The organism is Spirosoma koreense, assembly GCF_054777875.1.
In genome coordinates this window covers 234071-252405 of record NZ_BAAHAC010000003.1, presented here as the reverse complement: position 1 = coordinate 252405, position 18335 = coordinate 234071, and the positions used below count along the sequence as shown (strand labels likewise).

14 protein-coding genes are annotated in these 18335 nt (G+C 54.8%); 6 read left to right on the top strand and 8 right to left on the bottom strand.

The features are described 5' to 3' along the window. Positions 1–40: 40 nt before the first annotated feature. From ACYVC2_RS04495 to ACYVC2_RS04475, 5 genes are all read right to left on the bottom strand, one after another. Positions 41–556, bottom strand: coding sequence for a DUF2911 domain-containing protein (locus ACYVC2_RS04495; RefSeq protein WP_461101100.1), 516 nt, complete (start codon positions 554–556; stop codon positions 41–43). Positions 557–827: 271 nt separating this feature from the next. Further along, on the bottom strand, positions 828–1883 hold the full coding sequence (locus ACYVC2_RS04490) for an LLM class flavin-dependent oxidoreductase (protein WP_461101337.1): 1056 nt from the start codon (positions 1881–1883) through the stop codon (positions 828–830). A gap of 176 nt (positions 1884–2059) precedes the next feature. Continuing rightward, the gene (locus ACYVC2_RS04485; protein WP_461101099.1) at positions 2060–3067 is read right to left on the bottom strand and encodes a Gfo/Idh/MocA family protein; all 1008 of its coding nucleotides are present in this window, start codon (positions 3065–3067) and stop codon (positions 2060–2062) included. Positions 3068–3106: 39 nt separating this feature from the next. Continuing rightward, positions 3107–4615, bottom strand: a complete 1509-nt coding sequence (locus ACYVC2_RS04480) for a PQQ-dependent sugar dehydrogenase (RefSeq protein ID WP_461101098.1) — start codon at positions 4613–4615, stop codon at positions 3107–3109. Between the two features lie 4 nt (positions 4616–4619). Then, positions 4620–5759: a plastocyanin/azurin family copper-binding protein gene (locus ACYVC2_RS04475; protein WP_461101097.1), complete on the bottom strand. Its 1140-nt coding sequence runs from the start codon at positions 5757–5759 to the stop codon at positions 4620–4622. 264 nt (positions 5760–6023) lie between these two features. On the opposite strand from ACYVC2_RS04475, the gene ACYVC2_RS04470 reads away from it, so the two are divergent. The 4 genes from ACYVC2_RS04470 to ACYVC2_RS04455 all read left to right on the top strand — a co-directional run bounded on the left by ACYVC2_RS04470 (position 6024) and on the right by ACYVC2_RS04455 (position 10927). Then, entirely contained in the window at positions 6024–8240 is a 2217-nt protein-coding gene (locus ACYVC2_RS04470) for a bifunctional alpha,alpha-trehalose-phosphate synthase (UDP-forming)/trehalose-phosphatase (RefSeq protein WP_461101096.1), read from the top strand. Between the two features lie 235 nt (positions 8241–8475). Then, the gene (locus tag ACYVC2_RS04465) at positions 8476–9174 is read left to right on the top strand and encodes a response regulator transcription factor (protein WP_461101095.1); all 699 of its coding nucleotides are present in this window, start codon (positions 8476–8478) and stop codon (positions 9172–9174) included. Positions 9175–9257: 83 nt separating this feature from the next. After that, the gene (locus ACYVC2_RS04460) at positions 9258–10640 is read left to right on the top strand and encodes a sensor histidine kinase (protein WP_461101094.1); all 1383 of its coding nucleotides are present in this window, start codon (positions 9258–9260) and stop codon (positions 10638–10640) included. 86 nt (positions 10641–10726) lie between these two features. Beyond that, positions 10727–10927: a hypothetical protein gene (locus tag ACYVC2_RS04455; RefSeq protein WP_461101093.1), complete on the top strand. Its 201-nt coding sequence runs from the start codon at positions 10727–10729 to the stop codon at positions 10925–10927. 199 nt (positions 10928–11126) lie between these two features. On the opposite strand, the gene ACYVC2_RS04450 is transcribed toward ACYVC2_RS04455, so the two are convergent. From ACYVC2_RS04450 to ACYVC2_RS04440, 3 genes are all read right to left on the bottom strand, one after another. Next, positions 11127–12479: a DUF4932 domain-containing protein gene (locus tag ACYVC2_RS04450; protein WP_461101092.1), complete on the bottom strand. Its 1353-nt coding sequence runs from the start codon at positions 12477–12479 to the stop codon at positions 11127–11129. A 151-nt stretch (positions 12480–12630) separates the two neighbouring features. Next, a complete protein-coding gene (locus ACYVC2_RS04445) occupies positions 12631–13017 on the bottom strand; it encodes a hypothetical protein (protein ID WP_461101091.1) in 387 nt (128 codons plus the stop codon). Positions 13018–13106: 89 nt separating this feature from the next. Further along, entirely contained in the window at positions 13107–14375 is a 1269-nt protein-coding gene (locus ACYVC2_RS04440; protein WP_461101090.1) for a hypothetical protein, read from the bottom strand. Between the two features lie 217 nt (positions 14376–14592). Here ACYVC2_RS04440 and ACYVC2_RS04435 point away from each other — a divergent pair, with 217 nt between their 5' ends. Continuing rightward, complete coding sequence (locus ACYVC2_RS04435; RefSeq protein ID WP_461101089.1) at positions 14593–15768, top strand: hypothetical protein; 1176 nt, start codon at positions 14593–14595, stop codon at positions 15766–15768. A 34-nt stretch (positions 15769–15802) separates the two neighbouring features. Further along, positions 15803–18265, top strand: a complete 2463-nt coding sequence (locus ACYVC2_RS04430; protein WP_461101088.1) for an ABC transporter permease — start codon at positions 15803–15805, stop codon at positions 18263–18265. Positions 18266–18335 lie beyond the last annotated feature (70 nt).

Genomic DNA, 18335 nt, shown 5'->3' with positions numbered 1-18335 from the left:
TCTGTCGAACGGGGCGCTTTTATGTATTCTGAAGTGAATATTACTTAATCGTCACGGGCACTTCTACATTTTCCCAATCAAGAACGACTCCGTTGTTCTTCACTTCGTACTTGAGCTGTTCGTTCATCGACGCCGACTTTTTGGGTTTTACGTTCACCGACAGCACGTCCTTAGCCGGATCGCGGTTAGCTTCTCCGCCCCGCTTGATACCCCACTGCCCCGTTTCCGAGTTGAAGATCATGGTCCATTCTTTTTCGCCCGGAACCGCAAAGAGGCTGTATTTGCCCGCTGGGAGCGACTTGCCTTCTACCTTTACTTCTTTGTCAGTTTCAAAAATCGTGGCTTCGTTGGCCCCTGCCCGCCAGGCTTTGCCGTAAGGAACCAGCTCGCCCCAGATGTTTCGGCCTTTTACCGAAGGGCTGCTGTAATTGATGGTAACGGTAGCGTCACCGATTTTGCCGGTGGCCGTTTGGGGCGGGCTGGGACGCTTCGATTTGTCGCCCTGCGCCAGGCTGACCGTTGCCGAGATGATCATCAGGAATAATAACGTCAGCATACTGTTGATGGGTTTTGGGTACATGGTTGCGTTGGTTTTGGGTTGTCACTTACCGTCATCGATCCTGGTTAGTCCGTTGGCTGATTGCCGTGCCACAGTTTCTGAAAGTACGTTCACCGTAACAGAGCTGTCAGCCGAAGGCCTGCTGGTAAGCTGCGCAAGTTTACAACTTAAATCCAGAAAGTGAAGCACTTCCTGACGAACGGCCAACCTGGGTGGCTAATTTCCAGCGTATGGTCTATCGCTCAGTTCGTTTGCGTGGCAACACTGGTCATGACTGGACTTCTTCCTGCTGCGGGCGCAACGCTTTTCGAACCGCGGGAGCCACCTCCGTACCGAACAACTCGATGGCGCGCAGGACATTGGCGTGGGGTAACACCGGGCCGCTGATGAGCTGCGCCAGGTAGCGGGTGTTCTGAAACAGTTCGTGGAAATACAGAATCTTCTCGACAACTTCCTGCGGACTACCTACCAGCAGCGGTCCGTACTGACGCATGTATTCGAACTGATCCCGGCCCAGTGGTGGCCAGCCCCGCTCCTTCCCGATCCGGTTCATCATGGTCTGGTACGTCGGGTAAAACTCGTCGGCGGCCCGTTGCGAGGTGTCGGCGATGTACATGTGCGAATTCATAGCCAGTTGCAACTGCGCCACATCATGCCCGGCTTCCTGGGCCGACTGCCGGTATAGGTTGGTCAGGGGCACAAACCGGTCGGGCGTACCGCCCAGCATCGCCAGTGTCAGGGGTAGATTCAGTTTACCGGCCCGCACCACCGAGGCCGGGGTGCCGCCGACGGCGACCCAGATCGGGAGGGCGGCCTGATAGGGCCGGGGGTACACGCCCAGCTCGTCGATGGCTCGCCGGAACTTACCCTGCCAGGTGACCCGCTCCTGCTGGTTGATTTTCAGCAGCAGATCCAGCTTTTCGGCATACAGCTCATTGTAATCGTTCAGGTTATAGCCAAACAGCGGAAACGATTCGATAAACGACCCGCGACCAGCCATGATCTCGGCCCGACCGTTGGAGATAAGATCCAGCGTGGCAAAATTCTGGAATACCCGCACCGGATCGGCCGAACTCAACACCGTTACGGCGCTCGACAGGCGGATTTTTTTCGTGAGTGTGGCGGCACCGGCCAGTGCCACTTCGGGGGCCGATATCACAAAATCGGCTCGGTGATGCTCCCCCAGAGCAAACACATCCAGCCCTACCTGATCGGCCAGCGTCATTTCTTCCAGCAGTTGTTGCATGCGCTGATGGGCGTTGACAGCCTTGCCCGGCAGGTTATCGGGCGTCATATCGCCAAAGCTACTGATTCCTAATTCCATGATTCGTTTCGAGAAAGCGTTTGGTTTGCCGATGAACTCCGAGTCTTTTCTCAGCTTCGATTTCGGCTTACACTTTTCTTCAATACTGGCAAAGCGCCGAACTAGTTCAATCATGGCTTTCATCGGATCGAAGAAGTACTCAAAGGCACGATGAAAGCGGGTAGCCGACCTTGTTTTTACCGGCCTTGCCGGGCTTTTTTCAGCACGCTTTCCAGACTTACGGCGGCTCCTCCAGCCCGCTTGCTCTCGTCGGCGGCTTCCATAAATGCGAAAATCTCCAGCGTTTCTTCGGGGCTGACGGGAGGTTTGCCGGTCTCGAAAAAATCAATGATCGCTTTCAGCAAAGGATTATACCCTTCATACGGTCCCAGCACCACATTGCCCGTTTTCGTGAAAACCGTACCGCCGTACTCATGTTTTCCGGTACGGGTGCCCCGAAACGTACCGATCCGGCCATCGGCCCAGGTACCAACAACGATATCCGTATCCGGGCTGGCGATTCGAACCACCTGCCGGCAGCCTTGCCCCATCACCGTATATAAGGTTTCTACGCCGTGAATGCCGTACCAGAAAAGGTCCGGATGCGTTTTTTCCAGCACCGCCGGGCTAAACGTATCGGCCCCGACGACCTGACTTTTGTCGACAGCATCCAAGCCTTTGATGTAGCGTAACGATGAAGCCGAGAATACAGGCACGTCATAGGTTCTGGCAGCCGCGAAGATAGCCACCACATCGGCCAGCGACGCAGCCAGGGGCTTATCGATAAACATCCGCTTTTTGGCCTTAAATACCTGCATGGCCTGCTCCCGATGCAAGCGACCATCGTTGGTTTCCAACAAGACCACATCCACTTTCCGGAGCAGTTCGTCTATGCTGCCCACAATCTCGACGCCTAATTTTTTCACGTCTTCGGTATAACCGGAAATCCGTTTGACGCTCGATTCGATGTCGTTACTGCCTTTGGGATAAGCCGCCACCACCCGGTAACGATGCCAGGTATCTCCAGCCGAAGGGCTATTGAGTTCTTTCGCAAAAGCCACGCTGTGCGATGTATCCAGCCCGATGATTCCCACCCGCCTGCCCGGTTCGAGCTGACGAATTGTCGGAAAATTGGCCAGGCTAACGCCGACACCGGACGAAAGCGCGAGGGACAGAAATGCTCGGCGGTCGTAGGACTGAGCCATAAAAATGCGCGGGTTTATTCGGGTAAATTGTAAAAAAAATCAGCTCGGTCGCTTCAGTTTATTCAGGGTATAACAAATCAGTTTATTGGCCACGGGGGTTCCGTTAGCGGCCTGAATCGGACCGAGCGTCAGTTCGTAGATAACACCCGGCTGTAAATCAGTTACGGTCAGCGAGACCCGTCTGCGATCCGGAGCAAGACTGACGGCGGTTACAGACGCGGCCTGCACATCGAACTGTTTCGATCCGTACGGCTTGTGGTATTCGTAATGATAATGCCGAAGCGCGTAATTCTCCAGTCGACTCGCCGTCGTCGGGTCGAGGGGCTGGGTAAAGGTCAGGTCAAATCCGGTCGGGGTCAGTTTCATGCTGTAGACGTCCATGGGTGGCGTACCCGTAAACACGATTCGCTGAATGCCTTTTGCGCCCGCCCAGCCGTGGTCATTCTGCCCGGTCCATAGGCTGCCGTCAGGCGCAAACGCCAGCCGGTTATTGCCTTTCCGAAGGCCCTGTCCATCGAGAAAAGGCACGCAGGCTCCCTGTAACTGCCCGTCGACCTCGTCCGGCATCACCCGAATGATCCGTTCCTGGTTCATTTCACCAATGAACAACTGCCCCCCAAACGGCCCGAACCGCCCCCCGGTCTGGTCGCAGACGGGCTGCGTGGGCGAATTGGCCATGATCCCATGCGGAAACAGCACGACGGCTTTAGTTCGCATGGCATCCAGTTCCGGAACGGGTTTATTGAGCGGGTTACCACCCGTCCAGCCAGTCTTCCAGACCAGGCTGGCCGGATGACCGTAGAATTTACCTTCCTGTACATCATACAAGGCGCTGGTTCCCACCCAGTCGCCCTGGTTTTCCGTGACCAGCAACCGCCCTTTCGTATCGAAGCCCAGGCCGTTGGGCGACCGAAAGCCGCTGGCGTAGGGCACGAGCGTATACTGCGATCGATCTGCGGAGGGAATCAGTTTCATGATCCAGCCCCGGTACGGCACCTGCGAAAACATCTGACCACGGTGGTCGGCGGTTAAGGTATCCAGTCTGCCGCGCACTTCGGGCCGAACGCTCCCGTTGGGCGAAGCTGTATTAAGCCCGATGAACAGATTCCCCTGGCTGTCTTTTACGGGCCCGTAGTTGAACTCATGGTAATTGCCCGAAATACCGAACGCATCGGTTACTTTCTCATACAGATCGGCCCGCCCATCGCCGTCCAGGTCTTTGACGCGAGTGAGTTCCGGACGCTGCATGATGATCAGCTCCGAAGCGCTCACAACCAGCAGGCCAAGCGGTTCGTGCAGCCCGTCGGCAAAGAGTCGCCACTGTTTGGTTTTCGGGTTGTAGATCATCACCTCGCCCCGGTGAAACGACGCCACCAGCCGCCCATCGGGCAGAAATTCGAGTGCTCCGGTTTCGCTGCTCAGCCCGTCGGGCATGGCAATCGTTTCAACCCGGTAGGCCTCCTGGGCAACGGGCGCGACGACGGCCGGAACCGCGCTGGTCAGTAGCCCGATCATAGCTCCATACAAAAGCGACACCACGATGCGCATAAGCCTAATTGTTTTTTTGGGTCATTGTCAGGGTAAACTCACGAGCTTCCCTGGGCGTCAGTACAAGTACGTTGTTTTCCCATTTTCCGGCCGAAGCCCGGTAAACGACCCCATCGTCGGGATCCGTAACGAAGCGGACGGAACGGGTTGCTCCGACAATTTTGAACCGGCGCAGTAAGCCGTTGCCCCCCGGCTGTGGCCGAATCGATTCGGCCACAGCCAGTCCATCGACGGTGTACCGAAATTCGGGATACCGATCTATCAACCGGTATCCTTTGAAATCGACGGCGGGGCTGGTTTCTGTCGGACTCAGTTGCAGCGGATACCGGCTTTTATCCCGGTAAAACACCGTGCCGACGAGTTGCGCCTGGGTATCGCCTTTGCCGGGCCAGAGGGTTTTCTGATCCAGAAAGCCGCCCTGCCAGGCGTAGCGCAGGCGGCAGGTGCCCGCATCCCAGCAGTAAGCCAGATCGTGGGGCAGGCAAACGGCGATGGCCGCCGGACTGGCATCGGGCATGAAAATCCGGTAGAGATAAGGGGCCACCGGCCGATACGGATGAAAGCGCTCAACCTCAGTGGTTTCATGACCGGCATGGGCGCTGGCCGGTACCGACCCCGTTCGGCGAGTGGGCGGGATGGCCATATCCTGCTGAAGAGCAGGCATTTTCCCCTCCGTTACATACATAGCCCCGTACATCACAAACCCATGCCCGGGAAAGGTGCAGACGTATGGATAAACCCCCGACTCACGGGGGGCAATGAAGCTCAGCGAATCCATCCCTTCCGGCACCACGACCGGAATCGTCCACAAGATGGCGGCCGATGCTGGAATGTAGTTGACAGCGGGTCCGCGCTCGCCCAGTTTCAAAGCCGCGTCGACGACTTCCTGGCGGGCACCGGGCTTGATAATGACCAGATTATGGGCCATATCGTCGGTATTGCTCATGTATAGCTTGACCCTGGCGCCAGGCTTCACGCTGAATCGCACCTGGTCGAACTGCAAACCGGGTATGGCTTTCAGCCAAACTGTCCGATCGCTACTCGACTCGGATTGCGCCTGGGCGTATGGACTTAACCCCCATATCATGAGCACCCACAGGCCGATTATTTTTCCTGACAGCCTACGGCAGGGTTCAGTTTGCATGGCAGCACATCACGTCGTAAAGAAAAGTCGGAACGTCCGGAATTTCTCCGGCCTGCTCTTAAAAGTCATTTTTCTGTCCAGATACTCCTTCGACAGGCAGCTTCTGCATGAGTGAACAACCGATCCCGGTTCCCCCACGGCCGGGTAGGTACCAGATCCTGCGCATCGGCTCTAAGGATTTTCTAAGGTTTGCTTAAGCCCACTTTAAGTCGAAAGCGTGTTATTTGTTTATACACACTGCGCGTTCAGTAACGCACCGACTTTATGAGCACGTCTCACTCGACTGGCAATCGTTTACTCATTGTTTCCTACCGCCTACCTTTTTCTGTAAAGCAAACGCCCAACGGACCCGAACTGACGCAAAATTCAGGCGGGCTGGTTTCGGCGGTGCTCTCGATGGCTGAGCGAATGGGCCAGGAGCAAACGGGCGCGGGCAATAAAATCCACTGGATCGGTCACGGCGATTCGACGCTCCAGACGTTGCCCCCGTCGGCGCTGGAAACGGAGAGTTTCGTCGCACACCCTGTTTTCATGGACGAAACTGTTCACCAGGGATTTTATGAAGGGTTCAGCAATGACCTGATCTGGCCATTGTTTCACTATTTCACTTCCTATGCTTCGTTTCGGGAGGTTGACTTCCAGCATTATCAGCAGGCGAATACCCGGTTTCTGGAAGAACTGAATGCCCTCATCAAGCCCGACGACCTGATCTGGGTGCACGATTTTCAGTTGATGCTGCTGCCCGACATGATCCGACAGGCAAATCCGGATGCTTCGATCGGCTATTTTTTTCACATTCCGTTTCCAACCTATGAAATCATCAAACTTCTGCCCCGCACCTGGCGACAGTCGTTGCTGAACGGCATCCTCGGCGCCGACCTGGTCGGTTTTCACACCACCGATTACGTGCAGCACTTTCTGCACAGCGTAGCTGAGGTGTTAGAACATCCCATCATTGGCCAGCGGATTGTGCTCCCCCATCGATCAGTGGTAGTGAACGATTTCCCCATCAGCGTCGATTTCAACAAGTTCAACACCCACGGCCAGGACGCCACCGTCGTGACCACCCGACAGCATTACCAGTCGTTGTTGCGGGACAACAAACTTATTTTCTCGGTCGATCGGCTCGATTACACCAAGGGAATTACGTACCGGCTGCAGGGCTATGAACGTTTTCTGCTTCAGCATCCGGACTGGCACGACAAGGTGACGTTTGTTATGACGGTGGTGCCATCGCGGGACAAGATCGGCCACTACCAGGAAATCAAGCGGGAGATCGAAGAAACCGTCGGCCGGATCAACGGCCTGTTCGGCACCATCGGCTGGCGACCCATTGTCTATTCGTACGCTTCGCTGACATTCGACGAATTGCTGGCGATGTATACGGCCTGCGACATTGCACTCATTACCCCCATTCGCGACGGCATGAATCTGGTCTGCAAGGAATTCGTTGCCAGCCGCTACGACCTGAAGGGCGTGCTGATTCTGAGCGAGTTGGCGGGTGCAGCCCAGGAACTGACGGAGGCCGTCATTATTAACCCGACCGATACCCAGGAAGTAGCCGATGCCATTAGCCTGGGGCTGGCGATGCCACCGGACGAGCAGGCAAGACGCTTAACCACCATGCGGGAGCACCTCCAGAACCATAACGTTTTCCGGTGGAGTCACGACTTTTTTTCGGCCTTCGATCATCAGGTGAGCCATTCGTCCGATCTGGAAACAGACCTGCCGGTTGAGGCATTTGTGACGGCGTTCAACGACGCCCGGCAACGGCTGCTTCTGCTGGATTTCGATGGTACACTGGCTCCGATCGTCAATGATCCGGCACTGGCCCACCCAACCGAAACCCTGTTGAAAACGATTCAGGCGCTGGCCGAAATCAGCGATGTGGTCGTCATCAGTGGTCGGGACCGGACTTTTCTGGAACGAACCTTTGCGCATGTTCCGGTAGATCTGGTGGCAGAACACGGGGCTTTTCTGAAAAAAACCGCTCAGCCCTGGGTACGGCTCGATTTATCGACCGACGACTGGGTCGATCCGGTTCGCCAGCTAATGGCCCCCTTCGTCGACCGGTTCTCGGGTTCATTCGTAGAGGAAAAAGAAACGGCCCTCGTCTGGCATTATCGCATGGTCGAAACCGACGAGGCTGAGGGTCAGGCCATAGAACTGGCATCCCAGTTGCGCCGGGCTTCGTTCTCCATTCCGCTATCGATTATTCAGGGTCATAAAGTTGTCGAGGTGAAACCCGCCCAGCACAGCAAAGGAGTGGTAGCGGTATCGCTGCTCGATCAGCAACCCTATGATTTTATCGTCAGCATGGGCGACGATGCCACCGACGAAGACATGTTCAGGCAGTTGCCCAACTGGGCCTACACCATAAAAGTAGGAGCCGGAATGTCCTTTGCGCGCTATCGGCTGGCCCGCCAGCGCGACGTCGAAACGCTGCTCCAGCGCCTGTATGACGGGCAGGCCGACATCTGATGACAGCATTGGCAGCATTGCAGATTCTTTCTGATCTCAGGGTTCAACAAACCGGAAAGCGCAAATAACAGGGGCTTTCCGGTTAAAAAATTAGTCAGGTCATATAAGAAGACACTAAAATAACTCTTCGCAGCGGCTTGAGCGCCGACGCCGGTCGCGCCGGAAACATTTGCCCCGAAAATTGTTAATAGCTCAACCAATACATTTAACTACTTATCCCTTATCTGGATGGACTATGAAACTGTTAATCGTTGAAGACGAACCCAAAACGCTGCAAGCCATCCAGCAGGGCCTGGAAGAAAGCCAGTTCGAAGTCGACATTGCCTACGATGGACTCATCGCCAAACGGCTGGCTCAGAAAAACAATTACGCGGCTATCATTACCGACCTGATTCTGCCGGGTATGAATGGCTACGAACTGTGTCGTCAGCTACGGGCCGAAGGGCTCACCACCCCCATTCTGATGCTCACGGCCCTGGGCGAAACGGAAGACAAGATTGCGGGTTTCGATGCCGGTGCCGACCAGTACCTGACCAAACCTTTTCAGTTTGCCGAGCTTTTGGCGCGGGTCCGCTCCCTGACCAAGCGCGGTACGCAGGTGGCCATGACGGCGCAGACGCTGCGCTACGGCGGTATCGAAATGAACCTCGACGCCAAAACCGTAACGCGCGACAGCCAGCCCATTGAGTTGACGGCCCGCGAGTTTGCCCTGCTCGAATTTCTGATGCGGAATCAGGGTCGGGTGCTGTCGAAACCGGCCATTGCCGAGCATGTCTGGGACCTCAACTTCGACACCGGCACCAACGTGGTGGAGGTATACATCAATTATCTCCGAAAAAAGATCGACAAAGACTTCCCTAACAAACTGATTCATACCCAGTTTGGCATGGGATATGTGCTTAAGGAGGGAGAAGGACCGCGGGCAGAGGGGTAAAGGGATGGGGCCAGTAGATTCTGGCACACGCCCCCATCTCCTTATTCTGTCTCCCCATGCCCTTTTCCCCTCTCCCTTCCCCTATGACTATTCGCAACCGGCTGACTTTACGCTTTACGGGGCTGGTATCCAGCATATTGCTGCTGGCGTTCGTCAGCATCTACGCGTTTTGCTGGTATTTTATCTCGTCGGATTTTTACCGGCGACTCGACCGCAAAGCCAGCACCGTCGGCGACATGCTGATCCGGCATCGGCTGGATGTCCAACTCGTGCGGCAGTTGAGCCGAATTCGGAAGGATCAATTGCCGAGTCAGAAAATTATCGTTGTCGATAGCCGGGATTCAGTGATCCTGACCACCAGCGAAGATAGTCCTTTGTCGGTTGCTCCGGCGGTACTGACCGCTATTCGGCAAGAGCACCGCAAAGATTTTCAGCAGGATGGGGCTTATGTTTCGGGCATTCGGTTCGCCACGGCAGCGGGGCAGTTTGTGGTCGTAGCCAGCGCCCGAAACCTGTATGGCGATGAGTTTTTACGGCGGCTGTTGTGGTCACTGAGCGGGTTATTTTGCCTGATTGCCGGGATCACCGCTTTTTCGGGTTGGTTCTTCGCGCGCGATGCGCTACAGCCGATGCAGCAGATCGACCGGATCGTCAGCGCGATTTTTCCGCATAACCGCGACGAGCGCCTGCGTGTTTCGACCGACGATGATGAAATTAGTCGCCTGTCGGCTACCATCAACCGGTTGCTCGACCGGGTGTCCGATTCATTTCAGTTACAGCGTATGTTCGTGGCCAATGTCTCCCACGAACTAAAAAATCCCCTCACGCAGATCAGTTCGCAGCTGGAAGTCAGCCTGTTGAACCAGCGCGATCCAGAAGCTTACCGGCAAACGATCCGGTCGGTGCTGGACGACGTGAGCAACCTGGCTTCGCTTACGCACGAGTTACTTCAGCTCTCGCAGGTCAATCAGGAAGACGCAGCCAGCCTGCTGACCGACACTGTCCGTATGGACGAAATCGTGTGGGATGTTCGCGAGGCCGTATCGGCGATCAATCCGCGGTATCAGGTCAGGGTGGAACTGGGAGCGTTGCCCGACGATCCGGATCTGCTGGCCATTCAGGGCAATAAGACGCTGCTGACAACGGCGCTCCGGAACCTGACGGAAAATGCCTGTAAATTTTCGGACAACGGGCAGGCGCTCCTGCACGTAAACGTCGATCAGGGCGGAGTACACATTCGCATCGAGAACAGCGGGCAGCCCATTCCGCCCGCCGATCTGCCTTACATTTTCGAACCCTTTTACCGAAGCCGTCAGACAGCCGACGTACGGGGGTATGGCGTAGGCTTGTCGCTGGTCGAGCGCATCATCCGATTACACCAGGGACAGATTCAGGTTAGCTCATCCGGTACCGATCAGACGGTTTTCAGCGTCGAGTTGCCGCAGCAGGTTTCCCCTTCTAAGTAGATTCTAAGGTGTTTATCAGCGAATACTAAGCTGGTCCGCTCATCTTTGTCTCTGTAGTTACCCCTCGGGTTTAACACAACGGTACAATGATCGACGACAACCTTCTTTACACTCCACTTATTCCACCCAGCCCGGCCGATCCGACCACGAACCGGAAACGCTCGCGAAATCCGTTTGAGGAAGACCCTCAGCCGAAACCGGACTGGTTACTGATTCTGATAAGCGTCTTATTCCTGCTTACGCTGTTGATTGCCTGGCTGGTCGATATTCCGGGTCTGATGCACTGAAACACGCCGGCCAAATCCTGTTTTTTTCAATTTTTAGGGCCTTCATGCGGGTTTCTAAGCTAATTCTAAGCAAACCTTAAGCCCGCTCTTATTTTCCCAATTTAAGTTGCCTTCCGAAGCAGCGTAACCGTGCGTTATCTTTTTCGTAGTTGAACATACTCAGACCGCTACCGGAGCTCCGATCTTGGGTAGCGGTTTTTTATTGGCTGGCGGCCCAGGCGAAGAGAGCCGGATACAGGTCGGCAACAGTTTGGGCAGGTTTGCGCGCCCGGTATAAGCGCAGCAGTTCCTGATTGAAGGCCCGGAACTTCGAAAAGCCCCGCCGATCGACCATTCGCTGCTCGACGCCCTGACAAAGGGTATTGAAATCCGTTTCGCTTACATGATCGGCATGATAAAGCGTCACCAGTGCCCAGTTCATGTACTCCTGAAAACACAGAAACGAATTCTGGTAAGAGGCCGAGGCTTTTCCTGCCGTCCATTTCGACAGATCACCGAAGTACTGATTGACTTCTTTACCGTAACTTTCCGCTTCCGGATTCTCGTAAGCGTGGTTCAGTTCTGTAAAGGCAATTTCCTGACGCCGGGCCCGGGCCAGCGCCGATTCGGAAGGGCTCAGGTCGTCGGGCAGATCGATATGTGCCTGGGTTTCACGGAAGCCGTTGTCCTCGAACCAGTTGGCAGACTGGTTGGCGCCGACCAGGGGCGAAGCGACCACTTTGACGCAGGCATAGCTGGTTTTGGGGAACTGCCGATCCAGCCACTGCTTCATCTCGGCCAGCGCAATGTTCTGTCGAAAGTCCTGCTTCAGTCGCTCATAATAGGGTTTATGGGCCTGGTAAAATGACCGAAATTTTGCTTGTCGGGCAAAATCAGCAAGCAGAGGTAGGTAGGGGTCGAGCGTATTGACTTCGCCCCAGCTCACCCGGTCGAATACGTCGCCTTTTCGTAGCTGATCGCCCGCAAACTCGACCGCGTAGCTATCCATCTTAATCGGCGCGTAGCTGCCCGCTTTCAATAGAGAATCCATCACCGAAATGGCCCGATGCTGCCGATACGGGTTAAAATAGGCCAACACCTCCTGGTAATATTTTGTGTCTTTGTTTACGATATCCTGATCGGTCTGGCTCTGGGGCGTCAGCGTATACAGCACATTGACCAGCTCGTACACCTCAGGAACCTCGACAAAACTTTTTCCCGTATGCGTATCGATATACGCCTGGTTAAAGACCGCTTTTTTGGAAATCCCCGTAAACAGGCACTGTACCGTATCCTGTTTCTGCTCCCGGACGATCTGAAACGCAACGGGTTTAGTTTGGGTCACGACAAAGGCAATCGAATCCTTCTCGGAGACAATGGCCATGGGTATTCCTGCCTTACCGGTTTCGAAACTGTAGCTGAATGATTTCGGCAATTGACCGATGCCACTGAACCCTTCACGGCTTCCGTTCATATACAGACGAAGGCGGTCTTCGCGGGTCCGGACGGTGGGCACAGACTGAGCAACGGATTGAAGCGAAATCAAGGTAAGCAACAGGCTAACTAATCGCATAAAACAGAGGAGGAAACAGGATTTAGGCGGTCAGGCATCAAACCACGACACAACCCATTTATGGGCTATAATCTGCTTACCTGATTGCCAGTATGGTAAAGATAAACATCCCCTGAACATTGGCAAATTAATCTGTGGCTATACCGACGGGTTAATCGCAGCCGCACAGGCAGGCCACCGCGGCCTGGCCCGCTCTGAGGGTGTAGGTGGTCTGAAAGGAATTCACGTAATAGCTGATGGTCAAGGTGGTTCCATCGGCGGATAGCTGCCCGCTTACCGTTGCGGGGAAGTCAGCGAAACCGGCTCCGGTAAAGGTGGAGAACGTGCCTTTACTGACAAACGTACGATTAGGGTCCAGCTTGATCTCGGGTATGCTCACGTACGAACAGCACATGCCGCTTAGGCGGTAAGCGCCTTCGTAGGGAGCCAGTTGAATACAGCCCTCGGCCCAGCGATCGGCCGGTAATGGGTCGGATTTCGGCGAACAACTGAAGGCTAATGCCCAGATAATACAAAGGAGTCGTAAAACAGTTCTCATGGCTATAGCAGGGTTTCCGTAAACGACTCAATTTGAAGGAGAAAGGTTGTAATGAACGAGTTTTTTGCGTCATTCCGGTTAAGCTAGATTCAAAAAGCCTGCAATACCAGTTTATCGGCCGTTCGTAGAAAAATGTTCTTCACCGCGCCCGTTCCCCGGAATCCGTACACGAGCCCAACGATCGACATTTTTTTGGCTGGCAAGGTCGATGTGTACGCCAGTTTATCGTTGATCGAGCAGTACAGCTTCCGGCCGTCGCTTCGGCAGCTTACGCGCACCCAATCGGTAAAATCGACGCCGAATGCCGACAGATCGGCCGTTTTCCCGGAAACGGCCCGGCTACCGTCCATCAGCGTCAGTTCGGATACACAGCCTTTTGTCGACAGCGGGATGGCAATGGGCATTCCATCAGTGATGAGGGCAATCCAGGCTAGCTGACAGGCCGCAGCTCCCTCGCCATACTCATTTTTCACCTCGCTGCTGAATGAGAAATCCGTCAGCGGCACGGGTGCAAAGTTGCCGACGTTCGCATACTTGATCAGCGGTGCTTCCGGCTGTACGCCTACGTTTTTTTGCCCGATTATGGCAAGGGGAAGTCGCATCGATCCCGTCGTCATGAATTCGGTCGGCTTCAGGTAGATGGGAACGGATTTCGTGGTGATGGTGCCCAGCCAGCCGTTCGTAGGAATCAGCAGCGAATGTTCTTTCACGACCTCATGACCAACCACCAGTTTCGCCCGGTAAAAACCCGGTTCGTAGTAAATGGACGTGTGGGTTTGTCCGTCTTTGGCGACTACCTCGCGCCGGGACTGATCCCAGGATTGCTGAATGTATACCGAATCGGTTGGGGAAGCCGATGCGTCGTAAGTAAAAATGACCGAGTTCGGAATCGTGCGCGTCAGCGGTCGGCTGCTAAAGCGGTATTGAGCGACATCGACCTGCGGATGCTTCTGCTCAAAGGCGGCAATACCTACTAAAGCAATCACCAGCGTAACGCCCGAAATCCAGCCTAGCCGACGCCAGTTGACGGCCGGTTTCACCGGTTTTGTCGGTTGGGCTTCAACCGGGCTGTCGGGCAAAGGATCCGTTTTCGGCGACCGAACGAACTGCCGCCAGTCGGCATAACCCGCAAACTGGGCCAGTGTATTCAGCGTGGTGTTGCTGGGTAAATGCTGATAATCGACCCGCCCCCAGATTCGGCGCAGGGTACTCGCACTCAAAGAAACGCCCGTTTCGTCCAGAATCCGCTGCTGCAGGTTCTCGAAATCGGTGCCTGTCCAGGTTTCGCCCGCTCCCCAGTCGAGTTTCTGTTCGATCAATTGTTTGCAGCGGAGTAAGTCGGTATCGTCAGAAACCATTGTGAGTCAGCGTGATAGAACTTGAAAAAACTTGAATTCGGAATGATTTTACGCCGAGCGGCTTTCTCGATACGTTTGCCGACACCGTATTGCCGGACCCTGGTGTCAATCAGCGTACGAGTTTACATTTTTTTATGATCAAATCGATGCTGCCTGTTGCCTTTCCAACGATTCTCTATCGCTTTTTCGTCCATCTGAAACCCTAATTGCAACCCGTATGTACCGACTCGTTTTTCTCTTTTTTATTCTGGCGCCCATGCGGCTGGCGCAGGCGCAGAAAGCCCCCGTTCGTAAACCGCAGGAACTTCGCATTCCCATGACCGCCGACCGGTGGAGTTACGCACCGGGCCAGGTCGAATTCCTACCCGGCAAAGAGGCTGGGGTTATGAAAATCATAAAAGGTCCCAAAAGCATCGTTCTAAAAGACGTCGTTTTCAGCAACGGTACCATCGAATACGATGTCGAACTGACGGGGCCGGGCTTTCCCGGTATCAATTTTCGGATGGATGCCGAACAACAGAACGGCGAAAATTTTTACCTCCGTTCGTTCGGCAAAGTCACGCCCGACGTACGAACCACGCTGCAATATGCACCGATCATAAATGGAATGAGTATGTGGGACTTAACGGATGAATACCAGACGGGCGCTTCGATCGCCGAAACCGGCTGGAACCACGTAAAACTCGTGGTTTCAGGTCGGCAGATGAAAGCGTATGTCAACGACATGAGTCGACCGGCGCTGGTGGTTCCGGAGCTGGAAAGCCCGGAAACGGCGGGCGGTATATCGCTGAGCGGAGCTGTCAATTATGCTAATCTGGTCATCAGGCCCGATGTCACCGAAGACGTTGACCCAAAAGCAGGGTATGATCTTACCGCACACGACACCCGTTACCTCAGAAACTGGCTCGTCAGTGAACCCGTCGTGTTTGCGTTCGGCAAAGAGCCGGCCGTGGGCGTACAGAGCACCTATGGGAAGGCCGGTCCCGGCGAGCTACCCGACAGCGCCACGCGCTGGTCGCCCATCGAAGCCGGGAGCCGGAACATGGTCAATCTCAGCCAACGCTATGCCCACAAAGCCGGTGAAATCCGGCTGCTGGCCTGGCTCAAAACTAGTATCAAGTCCGATAAAGCCCAGGAACGGCTGCTGAACCTTGGCTTTAGCGACGAGGTATGGGTGTTTGTGAACGGGCAATTCCTATATGCCGACAAAAATTATTTCGGAACCCCTCAGCAGAAATATCCTTCCGGTCGGTGTACGATCGAAAACACGACCATCCGACTCCCCCTAAAAGAAGGCCACAACGAAATCCTGATCGGTCTGGCCAATTATTTCTACGGCTGGGGCATCGTGGCCCGGCTGGACGACACCGTTGGCATTCAGACGCTGAAATAAGCACTTGTACAACCGATTTCCTTCTCCCCTTTCCATGTTCCGAAACTATCTTACCGTTGCGCTTCGCCATGTCCGGCGCCAGAAAGGCTTTACGCTGCTCAATTTAGCCGGGCTGGCTATTGGCCTGGCCAGTGTTACCCTGATCTACCTGTTCATCATCGATGAAGAAGGCTTCGACCGGTTCCACCCCGATTCCGACAATCTCTATATTCTGGGAACACATCGAACGATCAACGGGCAGGAGCGGACGTCTGCTTATGCCGCCGGGGCCTGGCTGAAAGCACTGAAAAACCGTTTTCCGGCGGTTACGGGCGGAACGCAGGTTGTTTCGCTGGGCTATCCGGCTTCGTTCCGGGAAAAACAGGCGGATAAAATTTTACTGTCGGAGAATGCCTTCTGGGTGAACCCCGATTTTAAGGAAGTCTTCTGGTTTCCTTTGCTGTACGGTAATCCCGAAACAGCGTTCGACAAACCGAACGGCATCGTGCTTAGCCGGACCATTGCCGGGCAATTTTTCGGCGATCAGAATCCGGTCGGCAAAACATTGGAGATCAGCCATATCTACGCAACCGCAAATAAATACGTGCCGCTGACCGTAACGGGCGTTCTGGACGATTACCCCGAAAATTCTCACATCCAGCCCGATTACCTGATCAGCACCGGTATGCTTCGCCCCCTAATGACGGCCAATAACCAGAACTGGCTGGAGAACTGGGGGAATGGGAATGGCTATTTCCTGACGTACCTGCACACCAGGCCCGATGCCGATATCGCAACGATTCAGCGAATGTTTAGCCGGATCGTCCAGGAAAATCTGACCAAAGACCCTACCCAAACGCTGGAGCCGGTTATTTTACCGCTGAAGGACGTGCATTTCAACGAGGCCCTCCGGTCGAGTTACAACAATAGCCGGATTGGCGACGTCAAATACCTGTACATTTTCGCGTCTACGGCGCTGCTCGTCATCATTATCGCCAGTATCAACTACATGAACCTGGCGACAGCGCGGGCCGTCCGACGGTCGAAGGAGATCGGCCTGCGGAAAGTACTGGGCAGCAATCGCTGGCAGTTGATCGGGCAGTTTCTAGGCGAATCGCTGATTACTACGTTCGCGGCCCTGCTGATTGCGTTGTTGCTCGTCATTATTCTGTTGCCGGTTTTTAACGTGATTTCGGGTAAACATTTCACCCTGGCCCATCTGGTGCAGGGCAAGCTGATCGGAATTACGCTGGGAACGACCCTGCTGGTCGGGCTGCTTTCGGGTAGCTATCCGGCGCTGTATCTGTCGGGGCTGCTGCCGCTGAGCGTACTGAAGAACGCCCGGTTCTCCAGTCGTCGGTCCGACTGGTTACGCAAGGGTCTCATCGTGCTGCAATACACCATTACGCTCCTCCTCATTGGCTCGACGGGCATCATGATGAAGCAAATGGACTTCATTCGGCAATCCAGCCTGAGTCAAACCAGCGATCAGTTGCTGTCGATCCGCTGGTCAGGCATGGCTTCGCTGGACAAATACCGGTCGTTCAAGCAACGGGTTCTGGAAGATCCCGAAATCCAGGTGGTAACGATGGCGAATCATTTGCCCAATCAGGATTATTTCGGCTCCATGGATCACGACGTTACGTTTCCGCAACTGGGCAATCAGGAGTATAAATGGGCGGGTATGAACGGCGATTTCGACCTGCCCAAAGCGTTCAATCTGGAACTGCTGGCCGGGCGAATATTCCGCAACGACAATCCGGCCGATTCGAGCGCTTATCTACTCAACGAAAGCGCCGTCAAAGCGTTGGGATTACCGCTGGATAAGGTGCTGGGAATGCGCCTGACGATCAAGCGGCCCTTTCAGCAACCGGACCAGAAAAAAGAGGGCACCGTCGTCGGCATTGTCCGTGATTTCCCTTTCCGCTCTGTTCATCATACCATTTCTCCGCTGGCCATCAGCGCCCGCCCCGACCCGGAAGATCGGATCGTATATGTGAAATTACCCGCCGGAAAGTTTCAGGAAAAGATTGCGGAAGTTGAAGCGATCTGGAAGCAGGTGTTGCCGGGCGTCGGTTTCGGGCACTGGTTCATAAGCGAAGAATTCGGTCGGATGTACGAAGCTGAAAACCGGATGTCGGGCCTGTTCCAGGCGTTTTCGGCACTGTCGATCGCGATTGCCTGTCTGGGTCTGTTCGGGCTGTCGTCGTATCTGGCCGAACGGCGTACTAAGGAAATCGGCGTCCGAAAAGTACTGGGAGCCTCGTTGGCTCAGATTCTTCAGTTGCTGTTTACGCCGTTTCTTAGCCTGCTGGCTATTGCCTGCCTGATCGCCTTACCACTGGACTGGGTGATGATGCACCGCTGGCTACAGGATTTTACCTACCGCGTCGATCTGGATGCATTCATTTTCCTGTTCAGTATATTGCTGGTGGTTTTATTAACCGCAATCGTGGTGAGCTCCGAGACCGTACGCGCTGCGCTGACCAATCCCGTCAAATCGCTTCGGCAGGAGTAAATGCGTCAGTGCCGGGAGTGATAAGCCGTGGCACGGCTTATCACTCCCGGCACTGACGGAAACCAAACGC

Coding starts and splice junctions, on each gene's coding strand:
- ACYVC2_RS04430 (WP_461101088.1), top strand. CDS start 15,803: ATGTTCCGAAACTATCTTACCGTTGCGCTTCGCCATGTCCGGCGCCAG.
- ACYVC2_RS04445 (WP_461101091.1), bottom strand. CDS start 13,017: ATGAGAACTGTTTTACGACTCCTTTGTATTATCTGGGCATTAGCCTTC.
- ACYVC2_RS04440 (WP_461101090.1), bottom strand. CDS start 14,375: ATGGTTTCTGACGATACCGACTTACTCCGCTGCAAACAATTGATCGAA.
- ACYVC2_RS04470 (WP_461101096.1), top strand. CDS start 6,024: ATGAGCACGTCTCACTCGACTGGCAATCGTTTACTCATTGTTTCCTAC.
- ACYVC2_RS04495 (WP_461101100.1), bottom strand. CDS start 556: ATGCTGACGTTATTATTCCTGATGATCATCTCGGCAACGGTCAGCCTG.
- ACYVC2_RS04460 (WP_461101094.1), top strand. CDS start 9,258: ATGACTATTCGCAACCGGCTGACTTTACGCTTTACGGGGCTGGTATCC.
- ACYVC2_RS04450 (WP_461101092.1), bottom strand. CDS start 12,479: ATGCGATTAGTTAGCCTGTTGCTTACCTTGATTTCGCTTCAATCCGTT.
- ACYVC2_RS04480 (WP_461101098.1), bottom strand. CDS start 4,615: ATGCGCATCGTGGTGTCGCTTTTGTATGGAGCTATGATCGGGCTACTG.
- ACYVC2_RS04475 (WP_461101097.1), bottom strand. CDS start 5,759: ATGCAAACTGAACCCTGCCGTAGGCTGTCAGGAAAAATAATCGGCCTG.
- ACYVC2_RS04435 (WP_461101089.1), top strand. CDS start 14,593: ATGTACCGACTCGTTTTTCTCTTTTTTATTCTGGCGCCCATGCGGCTG.
- ACYVC2_RS04455 (WP_461101093.1), top strand. CDS start 10,727: ATGATCGACGACAACCTTCTTTACACTCCACTTATTCCACCCAGCCCG.
- ACYVC2_RS04485 (WP_461101099.1), bottom strand. CDS start 3,067: ATGGCTCAGTCCTACGACCGCCGAGCATTTCTGTCCCTCGCGCTTTCG.
- ACYVC2_RS04465 (WP_461101095.1), top strand. CDS start 8,476: ATGAAACTGTTAATCGTTGAAGACGAACCCAAAACGCTGCAAGCCATC.
- ACYVC2_RS04490 (WP_461101337.1), bottom strand. CDS start 1,883: ATGGAATTAGGAATCAGTAGCTTTGGCGATATGACGCCCGATAACCTG.